Genomic DNA, 14,087 nt, shown 5'->3' on the forward strand with positions numbered 1-14,087 from the left:
GGTGTTCCGAGGCCCCGAGATCGTCGATTTCTTGTTCCCCGTGACGGAGACAAACGGCCTCGCCGGGTCGTGATAACTCAGAGCTACAGTTACCGTCTGCCCGGTCATGTATTGCAGCAGACTTCCCACTGGACGGAGCGAGGATTCAAATGATCGACCAACGTGCGGCAGAGGAATTCCTCAACACTGCCACGCGGGCGGTATCCGAGTTGTCGTTTTGTGAGATCCAGGACCGGTACCTTGCGGTGAATGGCCAGTTGAAACCCGTCATGGCTCGCGCGGCATCACCGCAGGATCAAGACGTCCGACGCCTCAACGGCAAGGACTCGGTGCTCCCGGGCACCAGGCCCGGCTGGCGATACGCGCTGTTCATTGCTAACGAGGGCGAACTGAACGGATGCTTGGTAATGTCTGCCACCGATCCTCCTGACGGGCCTCAGCTGACACAGCTCCGAACAGTTGCGGGGATAGCCGCAGCGACCCGAACCACCGCGTCCCTCGACGAAACCCGGGATGGCGCAATGGAACAGGCAACCCGAAGCACCGACCTCGATCAACATCTGCTGTCCCTCTCTGTGCGAGTCCTGGAGCTGGAAGAACACGACAGCATCCGGGATGCCTTGGACCAGGGTGCTACCCGCGACCTCGGGAAAACAGACACCAGGGAGGGATTCCTGGCGGAGGTCCTTTCACGGCTGACGGGCCGGCCCATCTATTTCGAGGACGCATTCGGGAACGTCTGTGCGGAAGCTGGGACAGGGTCGACACCCCCCTACCCAAAACTGGACGCGGCCGCCAGATCGCGCACGGCCCAGCTCTGGATGTCCTCGGGCTCACCAGTCCGTGAACCGCGAAGACTGGTTGCCCTTGCTGTTTCGCACAGTGAGGTTCTTGGAGCTGTATGCATGGTGGAAACCGAGCTGCCAATCACAGCCGCCAACATTTTCGCCTTGAAATATGCAGCGCGGCTTCTGGAAGCAGAGTTGTCGCACCGCCGCGCCCTTGCCCTGCTGGAACTAAGGCTGGGACGGGACCTCGTGGACGAACTCGTATCCGGGATGGAACCCACAAACGCAGGCGTTCGTACCGCGGCATTGGGCTATGACATCAATGGTCCCCACCACGTCATCGTGGCGATGTGGGAACCGCCAAGAACCGATGATACGGTCGTGGTCGCCTTGCGCAGGACGCTTCGTGCACTCCATTCATCCGCGCTTGTATCGCGGCGGGAGGACATGGCAGTTGCCGTGGTCCATGGAGACCCGTTGGGTTCGGAGGTCTATTCCGTCCTCGCCAAGACCCTGCGGAGTGCCACCGGCTCCGTGGGCATCGGAGGTCCCAGCCCTGATGTTGGCCACATTCCACAGTCCTTTTCGGAAGCCTTGCACGCGCAGCACGTTCGAACCGCTTCAATCGATTGCTATGGTCTCACCCGCTTTGATCAACTGGGGATCTACCGGATCCTGGACACAGCCGGAAGCGAACCGGACGTGGGGGGCTACGTCGACGAGTGGCTGGGCACTCTCCAGCGTTCAGACGACAGCCGGGGGTCTGATCTGGTTCAAACCTTGGCCCAGTACCTTGACCACGGCGGCAACTATGACAGTACCGCCGAAAGTCTGGCCATCCATCGAAGCACTCTGCGGTATCGCCTGAATTCCATCCGGCAGGTCACAGGCTTCGACCTTGCCGATCCTGACACCCGCCTTAACCTGCACGTCGCGACGCGAGCATGGCGCCTTCGTCCGCACGGCGCCCCGTTTCACATCCCCTAACCACGTTGTGATCGTGCAGAGTTACCGTCAGCTCGCACACAAAGTCAAGCAAGGATAAGCGGTATCCACGGTGACGGTGAAGCTCTGTTGGCTGGTACCGACACTGACCAAGGGAGGCAAAGACGTGCCGGACCATTCGGGTGATGCCAATCCCAAAATCGCACGTACGCTGGGCGTCCTTGCCGAACCCGAGGTCACCGCCGAATTCGCCGAGCGCAACGGGCGCGAAGTCCGCGATCTGCTCAACCTTACCGATGAACGCCACATCTGGTCCGTGGTCGTCGAGTACCAGGACTTTACTGCCGGCAATGGGTTGGCGCCCATGCTGAACTCCTTGGCCAAGCACCGCGATCTCCGCGCCTGGGATGTCATGGTCTGCCTGACCGATCTTCCGATTCGGCTGGATGGCCGGACTGTCGTGGCGGAAGTAGCGCTTGAAGAACAGATTTCTTTGGTTTCCTTGCCTGCCCTCGGCGCCGTCAATATCGACCGCCGGGTCCGCACTGCCGTCTTCGATCTTAGCTGGGCTATGCACCGCCCTTTCGATCCCGAGGATAACGCCGTGGAATTCGGCCCACCTTCCTTCCACGAATCAAAGCACATTCAGACCACCGTTCCCGACCAAGGACCGATTGGGTTCCGCTACGTCTCCGCAAACCGTCTCGGCCGGGGACGGTTGCTGGCTGGCATGCTGCGGGCGAACCGCCCTTGGCGACTCGTCTTCGGGCTGAGAAGCGCGATGGCCGCTGCGATCGCTACTGGCGCCTTTGCGCTTGTCACGGACACCATCTGGCAGCTCGCTGACCTCCTCGGGGCACCAAGGCTGACGTTACTGATGGCGCTTTCCATCAGTTCGATGGTGTTCTGGATCATCGCCCAGCACGATTTGTGGGAAGGGACCAAACGCAACGATTCCCTCGAACGATACAAGGCTTCCTTGTACAACATCTCGACCGTGTGGTCACTGGCAATCGGCGTCGTGATCAGCTACACCCTCTTGTTCGTTGCCGTGCTGCTGGCCGCAGCGTTCACCATCGACAATGCCCTGTTGGCGTTGACCCTGCAACATCCAGCAACCGTGTGGGACTTTGCCGAAGTCGCGTGGATGACCACCTCTGCGGCGCTTATCGGCGGAGCATTGGGCTCGGGGTTCGAGTCGAAGGACGATATTCTTCGAGCTGCGTACGGTCAGCGGGAACGTCACCGTCGCCAGTCAGTCGCCGACGGCGAATGATCTTGTCCTGGCGGAGACCGCCTACTTCGCCCTAAGGCATTCCCGTCAACGCCACAGGTCGGCGGCACTGGCTTGTTGCGATCTGCTCTGAAGGAGAAATCCATGCCTGCGACGTCACTCAACCGCGGCGCGAGCCGGCTGACCGTCAGCGGATGAACCCCCTATCGGCCACAGGTAGAATTTACTGTCGGCCAACCACCCCAACAACATGATCACGAACCGTCGCAGGGACGCGGCACGTCTAATCTAGTTCCAGCCAGAAAGTCCCGAGCCCATGAAAAACACACTTCGCGAGCATTCGGCCGGCGGTGCGGATTTGTCACCGCAGGACCAAGTAAAACGCTACGCTGTCCCAGTCGGGCTCAGTCCCGAAGAAAAGTTCGACCATTGGCGGAGCTGGTACGGCAGCGCAATTGACGCTCCAGTGCGGCTGGAAAAGACCGACAAGCTGGTGCGACCGAATTTCAATCCAACCGCTCTGAGCCTCGAAGGTCCTGGCTTCAGCCTTGTTGATGTCACGAATGAACCCGCCAATTGCTTCTGGAACGGGGAAACGAGGCCCAGCGACTGGCTCGTTTATTTCAGGACGGCCTGTAACAAGTTCAGCTTCTCGGGACGGGGGGAGTCTGTCTCACCCGGGACTGTCAGGTTCTTTGACCTTTCTCTACCGGGTAACTTCCATGCCCCAGCCGGTTTTAGCGCCGTGCGGGTCCATTTCGATCGGGACCTGCTGGGCCTGGACGACAGAGCAATGAAACGCCTAAAGGGGCTGGCTGACATCAGACAGAATCCCATCCTGCGTGGGCTGATTCTTCCTGCCTTGTCTGGCTGGCAGCGGACGGTCATTGCGCAGGAGATCCAGCATCTCCAACCGGTGGCGCGGTCCATGATGCTGGCTTTAGTCAGCTCGCTGCTTGAAACCCCGGCAGATCCCGACGATCTCAAGCTGGCCCGCATCGCAACGATCAAGAAATTTGTGCGCAAAAACTTCAGAAATCATGCTCTCACTGTTGACGAGGTTGTGGCTTACTCATTTCTTTCCCGCCGGGCGCTCTACTACCTTTTCGAAGACGAAACACTTCAGGTCAGCGGATACATCCGCGCCCTGCGAACCCTGGAAGCAGTTGATCTCCTCGCCGAGGCAAACTCCTGGAGACGTTCCCTGACGGACATAGCGGGCGCCAGCGGGTTCACAACCCTCCCAGCCATGCGGCGCGCCGTCAAGGAACTCACTGGCCTCTCGCTGAGGGACGCGCAGGAGAAACCAGCACTACTGCAGATCAGAGCCTCTGAACTAAGAAAACAGACCGAGTTGTGAAACCTCGGACAGCAGCTCGCCTGGCATGGAACCGCCAGGCTGCGTTTGTTTCAGAGGGATAAGCCAGGTGGCTCGGCTCGGGCTCGGAGGGGCACCGAGCGACCAAGGTCATCGAGGTCCTCACCGACGGTCGCGGCCGCCTTCCCAAGAATCAGCTTTGGATATGGTGACGATCGTCAATCACACTTGTTGGCGAGCCATTCTGCCACCCCGAGTGGGACCAGAACGCCCGAAGCACGGAAGGTCGTCCCAAGAGGAAACCTTGTCCGGTTTTAACTCCCAGCTCAGCTAGCGTGGCCAACTCCGAACTGGTTTCAATTCCCTCGGCGACCAGCCCGGCCCCGATGTGTGAAGAGAAGCTGAGCATCGCCGCGAGCAGAGCTTTCTGGCCGGGGTTGGCGTCAATTCCTGCGACGATTGACCGGTCGAGTTTAATGAGCTCCGGACTGAGCCTCAGGATGTGACGCATGGATGAGAACCCGGCTCCGACGTCATCAATAGCCATTCGTACGCCAGCGCTTCTCAGTGGGGCGAGTGCCGCCGTCAGACGGGCGTAGTCAGTTACGGGTGAGCGTTCGGTCAGCTCTACGACGATTCGCTCGGGCCTGAGACCTGATTTCCTCACGATTCCGCCTAGCCTCTTGTCAAGGCACGCATCTGGGGAGAGATTGACGGCGACGTAGACGTGGGCAGGAAGACCCGCTGCCGCAGCCAGCGCCGTTTCCAAGGCAAAGAACTCGAGTTCGAGGCCGCGACCGATTGAGTTTGCGTCTGCGAACCATTGATCTGGAGACTTGAAGGGAGGGCCTATGAAGCGCGTGAGAGCTTCGGCGCCGACAATCTCGCCCGTTCCCAAATGGCAGATCGGCTGGAAAACCGTGATCAGTGACCGGGTCGTCAACAGAGAATCGACGCGTGCCGCGATGTCTTGGTCCCTTCGGCTCTGCGCACGCGGGACATCCGCGGTCTTGAGCTCCATAAGGCCGGAGGTATGTGACGCTTCGATGAGCTCACCGTCTCGTTGCCGAATGAGCCGCCACGTGCCATGAACAGCGGCCGGGAAAAGCAGGATCGTGATGAGGGTGCATACTCTGGCATGCGCCTCCAGGCCGGCCCACGGCTCAAGTCCCAAAGCGAGGGGCAGGAGTACCGACAACGTCGATAGCACCCCACCGAACAGCAGGCACAGCAACCACCGGATACCAACGCTCTTATGAGGGTGGACGCCGTCAGTCAGAGCTGGACACATGGACAACAGGCGTCGACGGAGAAATGCTCCGAAGTGAGCTCCTGGCCGCTGCATCAGTCGTGGCAGTGTGGTGATGGAGCGCATCGTTTGTCCACTGAATGAGGGTCGATCGATGGCGCTTCACACGAAATCCCCACTCTCTGCGTGCCCGATTCCAAGCCAATCACTCGACGGAAACGAGGACGCAGGGCAATCACCTGTGGCCGCCGTCCCACGCTGGGAAAAGTCGGCATGGTGTTAACGGTGAACATAGGGCCCTCCTGTTCCAGTGGCGGTTGCATTCCGTCCCTTTCACGGCCGGGCAGGCGCTGCCTCCCGGATTTGTAGGCTCTGAACGCGCCTGCCGGTTTCAAATCCTACGGTTGAGGCCCGCCAGGCCTGGGCGACAATCACTCCAATGTGTGCATCCTTTGATTCGTGACCGATCAATTCGTGCAGAATCCTGTCCGCGCCGCCCCTTGACGACAGATTGTTGCCCCGGAACATTCCGCCCAAGGGGCCATCCAGAACGCGGATTTCATCGCACGGGCCCATCGAATCAGGAGATTTTCCACCCGGCGCCAGGAAACCTGGCGGGCAATAATGGGCTATACGCTGATGACGTCCGGCCGCCTCCGGGGAAGAGAACCCGTCGCTTCCCCAAGCCGGGCACGAATCCCACTGAAAATTCCCGGACCAAACAAAGGACATCATGAGCGAACTTCGAGTGGGCGACAACCTCCCCTTGGAGATGTTGAGTTTTAGCGCCGTCGGCTGCCCTGTCTGGTCCGGTCAGCACGAACTCGAGGAAATGTGCGCACTCGATGCCGGGCATACTGGACAGCACATCGCAATCGACGCGGCCATGGTTGTCCGTGCGGTGTGGGAATGAAGTTGGCAACCCCGGTTACGGCCGGGGCCGAGGTCATTCGTGGAGCCCAGTGATGAGCCCAAGGTCTCCCCGTGATGCCCGATGGGGAGTGCGACCCACTGTCTGCCCCATCGTCATAGTGATTGGAGTCTTCCGTGTCCGTTGAGTCGCCCGCCTCGGATGGCCCGGGCCTAACCGGCAGTCAGAAGGTTGCCGTGGTTCTTATGCAGATCCCGCCCAGCAGCGCAGCGTCGCTCATGGCCCAGTTTTCCGAGTCAGAGGCCCAGGAAATCGCTTCCGAAATCGTGCGGCTTCGCAGGGTCTCTTCCTCGGTGGCGGATTCGGTGATTACCGAGTTCCACGATTACGTCTCTAGCGGTCGACGCACGGCCCGCGGCGGCCGCAACTTCGCGGCAGGTCTCCTGGAGGCATCCTTTGGGGCTGACAAGGCAGCTGGGTTGATGGACAGGGTGGCATCCTCGATGGCCGGAAAGTCCTTCGATTTCCTGGAACCGATGCCTTCAGAGCAAATACTGGCACTGATTGACGGGGAGCTCCCTCAAACGATGGCCATGATCCTGGCGCACCTGCGGCCCAGCAAAGCATCAGCGGTCCTGGCCGGACTCGACGACGCGCAGGCCAGCGAGGTGGCCCGCTGCATCGCGACAATGGGGCCAGTGGCACCCGAAGCGGTCACGATCGTGGCCGACGTGCTGAAACAGCGTGCAGGATCGGCGGTTTCACATGGGAAGCCCTCCGAAAACGTCGGCGGCATCCAGCCGCTTGTAGACATCATCACCCGGGCGGACACAAAGACAGAGCGCACGGTTTTGGAAGGTTTGGAAGTGCTTGACGCTGAACTTGCAGGCGACGTACGCGCTCAAATGCTGACATTCAAGGACATTGTCAGGCTCGAACGGCGCGACATTCAGCGGCTCCTGCGAGGCGTCAGTCCAGCGATCCTGGGAATCGCCCTCAAAGGCGCTTCAGGCGTGGTCCTCGAAACGGTCCGCAACAATATCTCTGATCGAAATAGGGAAATCCTGGCCTTTGAAATGGCCTCCGCCGGCCCCGTTCGGGCGTCACAAGTGGAAGAGGCACAGGCCCAGATCATTCGTTCACTCCGCGAAGAAACCGCAGCTGGAACCATGGTCATCCGGCGCGCTGAGGATGACCATCTCGTCGACTGATCTGCTCCGCACAGCACCAGGCCCCGGACGACACAGAAGAACAGTCACGCCACCGGCCCAGTTTCCCGCTTCAAGTTTCCGGGGTACAACTTCTGGGCAACCGTCACCCAGGAAATTACGACGGCGGCGGGCTGGCCCGCATGGGCAACCCACCGCCGTCGAACTTAACAGCCTTCTACAGGAAGTGCTACGAAGCTGATCCTGCCGCCGGGAACCGCTCCCACGCCCGGTGTGCAGAAAGCAGTTCCCCAACCACCGGAATCACCGTGTCCGGACCTTTTCCACTGACGATTCCGGGGGCATCCTGAGGGATGCCGGCCGCATCCAGAACTGCGGCACCTGGGCCCCAAGCACCAATGGCTTTGCCATGACGGAAAGCTTCAGAAACCATGAGAACCACCCGCGGGTCAAGGGTTGCACCCGGTTCACCGGCCTTGGCATCGCGGCCCGGCATGGAATCGGGAGCTGGAGTGCCTCCGCCAGCCACAATAATTGCATCGAATTCGATGGAGCGCGCTGTGAGGTAGCTCCTTTGTACAGGTACTGCGGGACCATCCTCCGGTTCAATAACGCCCCCGGACGGTGCAATGACCAGCGGGACCATGCCTGCCGCGTAAAGCTCCGCGCGTGCTGCCGCCACCAGCGACAGGTCGCTTTCACTGTCCGCGACGATGCCCACGATGCGACCATCAACAGGCCATTTCCCACCAATCTGGGACACAGCAGGGCTGGGCTCCACGTCCGGTGTGTCAACGGTGGCCGCCGGTACGGGCATCCCGAGGCCCTTGGCGACGGCAGCGCAAAGCCCGGCGTCAATGTTAGCCAGCGCCATGAGTTGCCGTTCCCGGATCACCGCTTCATAGCACTTGCCAAGCTCAAACGTGTAGGCCTGAATCACGTGGTCCTGCTCTACCGACGTCAAACTGCGGAAGAACAGCCGGGCTTGACTGAAGTGGTCATCGAACGACGCCGGGTTTCTCCGTTCCTTAATTCCTGCCGCGATTTCCTCAGGTACGTCCACGAATGCTCCCACATCCTGCCCGGCCATGAACGGGCAACCACCATCAAGGGAATTCGGATGGTAAGGGGCCACTCCCCCATGCACGGCAGTCTGGTGCATCCCGTCCCGCAGCATGTCATTAACCGGTGCGTGGGGCCGATTGATGGGAATTTGGGCGAAGTTCGGTCCACCAAGTCGTGAAATTTGCGTGTCCAGGTATGAGAACAGGCGGACCTGCAGCAGCGGATCATTAGTGACATCGATGCCTGGGACGAGGTGTCCCGGGTGGAAGGCTACCTGCTCGGTCTCGGCAAAGTAGTTGGTCGGGTTGGCGTTCAGCGTCATCAGCCCGATCGGCTGAACCGGAGCCAGTTCCTCAGGGATGAACTTGGTGGGATCCAGAAGGTCGATACCTTCAAAGATTTGATCTTCAGTGTCCGGGAACGTCTGGATGCCAAGCTCCCACTCCGGGTACGCACCTGATTCGATCGCATCGGCCAGATCACGACGGTGGAAATCGGGATCCATGCCGTTAATATTCTGGGCCTCCTCCCACACCAATGAGTGAACACCCAACTTCGGCTTCCAGTGGAATTTGACCAGAGTGGTCTTACCTGCAGCATCCACCAACCGGAATGTGTGGACGCCGAACCCTTCCATGGTCCGGTAGGAACGGGGAATTCCGCGGTCCGACATATTCCACATCGTGTGGGCTTGCGCTTCGGTATGCAACGAAACAAAATCCCAAAATGTGTCGTGCGCACTCTGAGCCTGCGGGATTTCCCTGTCAGGATGCGGTTTCCCCGCGTGGATGAGGTCCGGGAACTTGATGCCGTCCTGAATGAAGAAAACTGGAATGTTATTCCCCACCAGGTCGTAGGTACCCTCATCCGTGTAGAACTTCGTGGAAAAGCCACGGGTGTCACGGACCGTGTCGGCTGACCCTCTGGATCCCAGAACAGTGGAAAACCTCACGAACACCGGGGTTTCCACATCCGGCGCAAGGAACCCTGCCCTGGTGATTTTCGAAGCCGTGCCGTAAGAGCGGAACGTTCCATGCGCCCCGGCTCCTCTGGCGTGAACCACGCGCTCGGGAATTCTCTCGTGATCAAAGTGAGTGATCTTCTCACGCAAGTGATGGTCCTGCAGCAAAATCGGGCCGCGTGGCCCGGCCTTCAAGGAATGGTCTGTATCTCCGAGCCTCAGACCTTGGGCCGTTGTCAGGTACTGGCCGGACTGGGCACGTGAGTTTGCGGGTGCGCCGGTGGGGCTCCCCGTGGGTGACACGGCCTCCGGCCCCTGCTGATCAGGCTTCGGCGGCAACGGCTCACGCGCCGCTGTGGGCTCTTCTAAGGCGGGCTGCTCAATAGACGGAGCCCCTGGAATCTTGATGTTGTCCTCAGCTGGCACTGCGCGTTCTCCTCGATGTTGATCGGCGACTACTTCACTCAACCAAAAAAGGTAAGCTTCCTTAGTACCATAGGGGCCGGGAATCCCGCTTGCAAAGTCAGTGCGGCAAGGTAACGCGATTACAGCTGGCGGACAGCGGCCTAAAGACCTCGGAGGAAGGCCGGCCTGTGATCGAACCCGTGGCTGGTGAGACCGTAGAAAACAGGCAGGATCACGAAAATCACCGATGCGACCAACGGATGGACGAGGACACCTACCGTTCCCGCCGCGAGGTACAGCACCACCCCGGCAAGGGCACGTGGTCGCTCGCGCGCGAAGTAGGAATCCTCCACTTCTTCCTCTGTGAGCTCAGGATGCCGCGCCAAGTGCGAAAAGAACACCAGCCATGACAGGCACAGCAGTGCGCCGACGATCGCGTACAGCGCGACCGCGACCCGCTCGTCGGCCAGATTACCTGTCTTGGCCGTATCGATGATCACGGCTGTCGGCCAAGGCAAAAGGGCGAGGGTGGCGAGGATTCCCAGATTGGCCCACTGTAGGCCGATATCCATCTGCCGAATACGGGAGAAGGCGGATTTGTGGTTGAGCCAGATCACGGCCAGATAGATGTAGGAGGCCGCATACGCCAGATAAGTGGGCCATTGACCCAGCAATCCAGCCAAAAGCCCGCCAGGCTCGGTCTCTGGCGGCGTGAGCTCAAGAACCAGGAGCGTGATGACTATCGCGATGACGGCGTCGCTGAACGCCTCGGCACGGCTGGTGTTCGAAAGAGTCACACCCAGCTCCTAAGCCCGTGCATGAGGTGGCATCATGCACGGGGCCGGCTTGCGTCCTCTATCCGCCGTCACCGGGAAGCTTGTAGGCGAGCACGTCGATGTTCTGTATGTTCGGTTCCGCGCTGAACAGCTCTGCTCCCTGAGCGGCAAGTGCCTGCCCGACTCCCCCGGAGAGGTGGGTTTGGCGGGCCTCGTCATCTGGGAAAACGTCGAATACTCCGAAAGTCGATTCGTCGAACTGGAGGGCGAACCAAGCGCGTGTACCCGGTTCCTGTTCAACGACCGAGCGCGCGGAGCGGAGGAAATCCGCGACGTCCTTCTCCTTGCCGGGCTTGGCTTTCAGTATCACCGACAATGCAACCTCAATCATGCTCCATCACCCGGCCCGATCTGACGTATTCCGTACTGCACGACAAATTTCATGGCGAGCCTCCTTGGAACGGTACTGCGGTGGGAATGGTGCGGACCGAGCTGACCTCGTGGCACCTCCTCAACCTATCGAGGGAGCGGCGCGACGCACTGCCAGTCTCCCAGTGATCGCAGGTCACCACAAGAGACGGTTCCACCTGCCAGTGGCCTGGCATCGCAGCCTTGGCCCCGGCTGAGGGATGCGCTCCGCGAGGAGGCCGCCTAGATCACCTCAAGCAAGCGTTTGTGGGTGGGAGGAGGATGGACACGATCCAGGTCAGCCAGGTCCTGGGGCGCAAGCCGAACGTCGAGGGCCCGCTGGCATTCCTGGACGTGTTGCGGACTTGAAGCTTTGGGAATGGCCAAGACAAGCGGCTGCCTGAGCACCCACGCGAGGGCGATCTGCGCGGGACTGACCCCGTGTTCGGTTGCGATGCGCACCAGCACAGGATCGTTCAGCATCCGCCCCTGCTCCAGTGGCGAGTACGCTGTCACCGGGATGCCCCTGTCGACGCAGCGGGGCAACAGATCGAACTCGATGCCCCGGCGGGTCAGGTTGTAGAGCACTTGGTCGGTTGCGACTTTCCGGCCGCCGGGCAAGCGCATCAGTTCCTCCATGTCCGCTACATCGAGGTTGCTGACGCCCCAGTGCCGTATTTTCCCGGCCGCCTGCAGTTGTTCGAAGGCTTCGAGCGTTTCCGCCAAGGGAACAACGCCCCGCCAATGCAGCAAATAGAGGTCGATGCTGTCCGTTCCAAGGCGCCGCAGGCTACCTTCGCAAGCATCGATGGTTCCGCGCAATGTGGCGTGATGCGGCAGGACTTTGGTGATCAGAAACGCTTCGTTCCGGCGGGATGCCAGCGCCCTTCCGACGAGTTCCTCGGCCGCGCCGTTGCCATACATCTCGGCGGTATCAACCACGGACATTCCTAAGTCCAGGGCCGTATGGATCGCCGCAGTCTCTTGGGGGGCGTTGCCGGGGTGCTCGCCCATGCCCCACGTTCCGATCCCGAGCACCGGGACAGTCTCACCGGAAGGAAGAGATATCTCGCGCAACGTAACTCCCGTCAGAAAGAGCCCGTTCACGCTATCGGCCGCACCGCGTTCGATGATTCTCGTCCGGACCATGGCGACACGCGCCGTGTTTTTTCAATCTACTCCGCTGCCGGAGGACAGGAAAGGTACCGAGGGCTCCCCCAGCGTCTGCGTGGTGTCTGTCTATTTAGGAATGGTGATCCCCAACCTGCCCATCCGGCGGTATATCGTCGCCCGGCTGATGCCGAGTTCTGCTGCCGCACCACTTACCGTGGCCCCTTGCTTGGAGAGACTGCGGATGATCTCGTCACGTTCCACCACCTCGATCCGGCTCAGGTGCCGGCTGCTCCCACCCAGAAGGTAGGCAGGCAGATGGCGGACATCGATGGTCTCCGTCTGAACAGCTGCGGCGTGGATGACCGTGAAAAGCTCGTCAATGTTGTCCGGCCAGCTATGGGCGCTCAAAGCCCTTTCAGCCGCGCCGGTGAAGCTGATCTCCCGCAGGCGGGTTTGGCGGGCGACGTACCTGGCCAAGTGCAGGACATCTTCGCCGCGTTCCCGCAGGGCGGGAACAGAAATCACCGTGTCCACCATCCCTGCCAAGGGCTGCGGGATGTCGCTGTGCCTCGCAGCTGTGACAGCCCACGCAAGCGCCTGGGGGCTTCCGCTCCGGGAGAGGGGAAGCGACCGGACTGCGCTGTAGACGTGGGCGTAGAGTTCTTGCGCTGCCCATGCGGGCAATCGGTCTACGTTTTCGACAATGACAGCCGTTGCTGGTTTGGCCAACTCGGGTGCCCATAAGGATAGCCAGGCGTCGACGTCGCCGGGGGCCGGAGCTGCCGCTGAGATGATGCGGCTCCCTGGGTGGGCTTGCCGCAAGGCCTGCGCCAGTAGAGTTGCGCGCCCCGTACCGTGCTCGCCTACGGCGGCAACCACGCGTCCGGCTGCAAGGTCCCGAGCCGCCTGCTCGAGGGCGTTTGTCCAGGCTGACGACATTTTCCGCACTGTTCCCGCGGCCGGCTCGAGCTTGTCCCTCTGAATGCGGAAGACGCCTCCCTTTGGTCCCGGTTTTCCTTTGCGGCCCTGCGACCTTGAAAGCATCAGGGCCGAGGTGTTGCCCGCAGCTGATTCTGCCAATGCCAGGAGCAATTGCGGGAATGAGCGGGACCAGGTGGTGATGTTGACGCTCCCTTCCAGCAATCCGCTGACTGGATCGAAGACAGGGACTGCCGCGCATGTGTAAGTCCGGAGGCTGGCACTGTAATGTTCTTCAGCTCGGACAAGAGTGGGGACGCGGTCCGCCAGCGCTAGTCCCATGCCGTTGGTCCCGGCATCCCTTTCGGAAAACGCGAACCCTGGCGCCAGATGGACCTTGTCGAGCGCCTGCAGGAGGGAGGTGTCTCCGCTGAAGCGGTTGAGGAGCAAGCCGTTGGCATCGGTGAGCATAAGGCTCACGGGTTCGTTCGCCAGAGTGCTGTAGAGGCCAGTGAGCACTTCCTGACCGCACTGGAAAAACAGGGAGTCGTTCCCTGCGGAGCCAGACCACGTGGGATCCACGCCTTCGGCGGAAACGCCGTATTCCTCGCTCCGCTGCCAGGACGCGAGGAGGCGTTTGTCCGGAGTGGCGAGCTGGCCGCCGTCATCGTGCGCCCGGCTGACATTCCCCTCGTCCTTGTTCGGCATCATCGCCTCCTCGTCTCCATACATCGAGGTTACTTTGCTTGGCAGTCACAGTCGGAAGAGGATCGTCTCAAAATGAGACACACGCCACATGTTGACAGCTGATCCGCCAGCCTAGTCTCGATGATGTCGCGACTACGGCAGTCGCCAGAAGGAGACCGG

11 protein-coding genes are annotated in these 14,087 nt (G+C 60.7%); 5 read left to right on the forward strand and 6 right to left on the reverse strand.

Features of this window, described 5'->3' with window-relative positions; translation table 11 throughout:
- Positions 1-149: 149 nt before the first annotated feature.
- From N7568_RS03100 to N7568_RS03110, 3 genes are all read left to right on the forward strand, one after another.
- On the forward strand, positions 150-1,775 hold the full coding sequence (locus tag N7568_RS03100; protein ID WP_261608437.1) for a PucR family transcriptional regulator: 1,626 nt from the start codon (positions 150-152) through the stop codon (positions 1,773-1,775).
- Positions 1,776-1,899: 124 nt separating this feature from the next.
- A complete protein-coding gene (locus N7568_RS03105; RefSeq protein ID WP_261608438.1) occupies positions 1,900-3,009 on the forward strand; it encodes a hypothetical protein in 1,110 nt (369 codons plus the stop codon).
- 274 nt (positions 3,010-3,283) lie between these two features.
- Complete coding sequence (locus tag N7568_RS03110; protein ID WP_261608439.1) at positions 3,284-4,327, forward strand: helix-turn-helix domain-containing protein; 1,044 nt, start codon at positions 3,284-3,286, stop codon at positions 4,325-4,327.
- Positions 4,328-4,478: 151 nt separating this feature from the next.
- Here N7568_RS03110 and N7568_RS03115 read toward each other — a convergent pair whose 3' ends face one another.
- The gene (locus N7568_RS03115; RefSeq protein WP_261608440.1) at positions 4,479-5,660 is read right to left on the reverse strand and encodes an EAL domain-containing protein; all 1,182 of its coding nucleotides are present in this window, start codon (positions 5,658-5,660) and stop codon (positions 4,479-4,481) included.
- 607 nt (positions 5,661-6,267) lie between these two features.
- Between N7568_RS03115 and N7568_RS03120 the strand changes: the two genes are divergently transcribed.
- Together N7568_RS03120 and fliG are read left to right on the forward strand one after the other, a co-directional pair.
- On the forward strand, positions 6,268-6,447 hold the full coding sequence (locus N7568_RS03120; RefSeq protein ID WP_261608441.1) for a hypothetical protein: 180 nt from the start codon (positions 6,268-6,270) through the stop codon (positions 6,445-6,447).
- Between the two features lie 134 nt (positions 6,448-6,581).
- Positions 6,582-7,616 (forward strand): flagellar motor switch protein FliG, encoded by a 1,035-nt coding sequence (fliG, locus tag N7568_RS03125; RefSeq protein ID WP_261608442.1) that lies wholly within the window; start codon positions 6,582-6,584, stop codon positions 7,614-7,616.
- A 187-nt stretch (positions 7,617-7,803) separates the two neighbouring features.
- Here fliG and N7568_RS03130 read toward each other — a convergent pair whose 3' ends face one another.
- From N7568_RS03130 to N7568_RS03150, 5 genes are all read right to left on the reverse strand, one after another.
- Positions 7,804-10,026 (reverse strand): catalase, encoded by a 2,223-nt coding sequence (locus N7568_RS03130; protein WP_261608443.1) that lies wholly within the window; start codon positions 10,024-10,026, stop codon positions 7,804-7,806.
- Positions 10,027-10,166: 140 nt separating this feature from the next.
- A complete protein-coding gene (locus N7568_RS03135) occupies positions 10,167-10,802 on the reverse strand; it encodes a TMEM175 family protein (protein ID WP_261608444.1) in 636 nt (211 codons plus the stop codon).
- Between the two features lie 58 nt (positions 10,803-10,860).
- On the reverse strand, positions 10,861-11,172 hold the full coding sequence (locus N7568_RS03140; RefSeq protein ID WP_261608445.1) for a putative quinol monooxygenase: 312 nt from the start codon (positions 11,170-11,172) through the stop codon (positions 10,861-10,863).
- A 260-nt stretch (positions 11,173-11,432) separates the two neighbouring features.
- The gene (locus N7568_RS03145; RefSeq protein ID WP_261608446.1) at positions 11,433-12,338 is read right to left on the reverse strand and encodes an aldo/keto reductase; all 906 of its coding nucleotides are present in this window, start codon (positions 12,336-12,338) and stop codon (positions 11,433-11,435) included.
- A 90-nt stretch (positions 12,339-12,428) separates the two neighbouring features.
- A complete protein-coding gene (locus N7568_RS03150; protein WP_261608447.1) occupies positions 12,429-13,928 on the reverse strand; it encodes a helix-turn-helix domain-containing protein in 1,500 nt (499 codons plus the stop codon).
- Between the last annotated feature and the right edge of the window lie 159 nt (positions 13,929-14,087).

It is taken from the genome of Paenarthrobacter aurescens, assembly GCF_025421775.1.
Classification (GTDB): Bacteria; Actinomycetota; Actinomycetes; order Actinomycetales; family Micrococcaceae; genus Arthrobacter; species Arthrobacter aurescens_B.

Coding starts and splice junctions, on each gene's coding strand:
- N7568_RS03150 (WP_261608447.1), bottom strand. CDS start 13,928: ATGCCGAACAAGGACGAGGGGAATGTCAGCCGGGCGCACGATGACGGC.
- N7568_RS03110 (WP_261608439.1), top strand. CDS start 3,284: ATGAAAAACACACTTCGCGAGCATTCGGCCGGCGGTGCGGATTTGTCA.
- N7568_RS03145 (WP_261608446.1), bottom strand. CDS start 12,338: ATGGTCCGGACGAGAATCATCGAACGCGGTGCGGCCGATAGCGTGAAC.
- N7568_RS03115 (WP_261608440.1), bottom strand. CDS start 5,660: ATGCGCTCCATCACCACACTGCCACGACTGATGCAGCGGCCAGGAGCT.
- N7568_RS03100 (WP_261608437.1), top strand. CDS start 150: ATGATCGACCAACGTGCGGCAGAGGAATTCCTCAACACTGCCACGCGG.
- N7568_RS03120 (WP_261608441.1), top strand. CDS start 6,268: ATGAGCGAACTTCGAGTGGGCGACAACCTCCCCTTGGAGATGTTGAGT.
- N7568_RS03140 (WP_261608445.1), bottom strand. CDS start 11,172: ATGATTGAGGTTGCATTGTCGGTGATACTGAAAGCCAAGCCCGGCAAG.